Source organism: Muricoccus nepalensis (genome assembly GCF_006438825.1).
GTDB classification, from domain to species: Bacteria; Pseudomonadota; Alphaproteobacteria; order Acetobacterales; family Acetobacteraceae; genus Roseomonas; species Roseomonas nepalensis.
Genome location: NZ_RCZP01000107.1, coordinates 1 through 2,328 on the forward strand (window position 1 = coordinate 1; position 2,328 = coordinate 2,328).

The 2,328-nt window shown below is 66.7% G+C and carries 1 protein-coding gene and 1 pseudogene; both read right to left on the reverse strand.

Going from position 1 to position 2,328, the window contains the following annotated elements:
* A pseudogene (locus EAH89_RS30690) lies at positions 1–197 on the reverse strand (IS110 family transposase); the annotation flags it as partial.
* A gap of 394 nt (positions 198–591) precedes the next feature.
* Positions 592–2,328: carbohydrate-binding domain-containing protein (locus tag EAH89_RS32375; RefSeq protein ID WP_206667740.1), on the reverse strand; the 1,737-nt coding region annotated here is incomplete at its 5' end.

Sequence of the window (2,328 nt, forward strand, 5' to 3'; positions counted from 1 at the left end):
GCCCGGATCTCGCGCGCCCAGTGATGCGCCGTGCCGCACGCCTCGATGCCGACAAGGCAGGGCGGCAGGCCTCGAAAGAAGGTCAGCACCTCGACCCGCTGCAGCTTTCGCCGTAGCACGGCCCGGCCAGCCTCATCCACGCCGTGCGCCTGGAACACGCGCTTGGCGATGTCCAAGCCGATGGTGGTAACCTGCATGCGGACGGTCCCTTCGCTCGCTGACCTCAACAGCCGCGAGCCTGGCACATCGATGCCGCTCAGGGGCCGTCCACCGCATCAGTTCATCCGCTCGGCGGTATCACAACCAGACAGCTAAGCACGCTTTGCTTCTGTCCCCTTCCCATATTGCCTCTTAACGTCGGCATCTGTGGAAAGCTGGTTTTCCAGTTTGTTCCTCACCGCCGAGCGATCGGTGGCCAAGATGCAGTGCTTCAACCAGTGGCACGCAGAGTGAGTCTAGCCCGCTCCGCATCGACCAGGGCTCGGTTGTGAGCAACCGAAAACGAGCTAATCCCTAACGTGACTCGGAATGAGAAATGGGATGGCAGCACAATGCGTTCCTGCCATCCCCTCATCCCGAATACGCCGACAATCACCCGATGAGGTGAATATCGCTGGCGTGGAGGGTGGTGCCGGCGGCGAAGGTGGCAACGGTGACGGCCGCGGCGCCGCCGGCGCCGTCGGCGTCCCACCAGAGCTTGGCGGTGTCGGTCTCGTAGACGAACTGGCCGGTGCCAGCAGGGGCGGTCGCGAGGCCGGTGGTGTTGGCGACGAAGCGGGTGGCCACGTCCAGGCCCAGCGTCAGCTTGCCGCCGAAGCCGGCGACCGAGACCTCGATCGCGTCCGTGCCGGGCGCGAAGTCGGTGATGCGGTCGCCCGCCTCGGCGAGGCTGTCGAAGCGGAAGACGTCGGCGCCGGCGCCCCCCTCGAGCGTGTCGGCGCCGAGGCCGCCGACCAGCGTGTCGTTGCCCGCGCCGCCGGTGAGCTTGTCGTTGCCGGCGAGGCCGCGGAGCACGTTGTTCAGCTCGTTGCCATAGATGGTGTTGTTGCCTGCGTCGCCCGTGAGGGAGGCGGCGGGCATGCTGATCGCGACAGTGTCGGTCCTCTCGATGACGAAGCTGCTCGAGGGAACGGTCTGGCCGTTGTAGGCGATGGCGTCGACGTAGAGGTTGCGATCGGTGCTGGCCGAGCCGCCCCAGGTATCGTTGAGGAAGCTCACCTCCACCTTGTGGGCACCTGCGCCCCAGTTCCCCTTCAGTGTAACGGCGTCCGAGTGCCCGAGAGCATGGCTTCCGTGGGCCGTGAGAGTGCCACCGACCTGTACGCCATCCACCTTCACGGTGTACTGCGCATCACCCTGGTAGGCATCCTCGCTGATCTTCAGCACCATCGTGTCCGGACCCGTGCCGATCGTGGTGTTCACCGCTGTGGTGGTGGCGGGCACGCTGACCGGGACGGTGTCGGAGCGCTCGATGACGAAGCTGCTCGAGGGCACGGCCTTGCCGTTGTAGGTGATGCTGTCGACGTGGAGGTTGCGGTCGGTGCTGGCCGAGCCACCCCAGGCATCGTTGAGGAAGCTCACCTCCACATTGTGGGCACCCGCGCCCCAGTTCCCATTGAGTGTAACAACATCCGAGTGCCCGAGAGCATGGCTTCCGTGGGCCGTGAGAGTGCCACCGACCTGCACGCCATCCACCTTCACGGTGTACTGCGCATCACCCTGGTAGGCGTCCTCGCTGATCTTCAGCACCAGTGCGTCCGGACCCGTGCCGATCGTGGTATTCACCGCTGTGGTTGTGGCGGGCACAAACACCTGCGCCGCACCGCTGCTCATGAGCGACACCGCGCTAGAGGCGACGGCCTTGCCGTTGTAGGTGACGCCGTCGACGTAGAGGTTGCGGTCGGTGCTGGCCGAGCCGCCCCAGGCGTCGTTGAGGAAGCTCACCTCCACCTTGTGGGCGCCGGCGCCCCAGGCCCCCTTCAGCGTCAGCGTGTCGGACTGCCCGAGCGCGTGGCTGGCGGCCGCCGTCAGCACGCCGCCGACCTGCACGCCGTCCACCTTGACCGTGTACTGCGCGTGGCCGTTCCAGGCGTCCTCGCTGATCTTGAGCACCATCGTGTCCGCGCCCGTGCCGACCGTGGTGTTCACCGGCGTCGGGCCGCTGACCGGCACGTCAAAAGAGGTGGCGCCCGTCGACATGAGCGAAGCAGTGCCCGCGGGCACGGCCTTGCCGTTGTAGGTGACGCCGTCGACGTAGAGGTTGCGGTCGGTGCTGGCCGAGCCGCCCCAGGCGTCGTTCAGGAAGCTCACCTCCACCGTGTGCGCGCC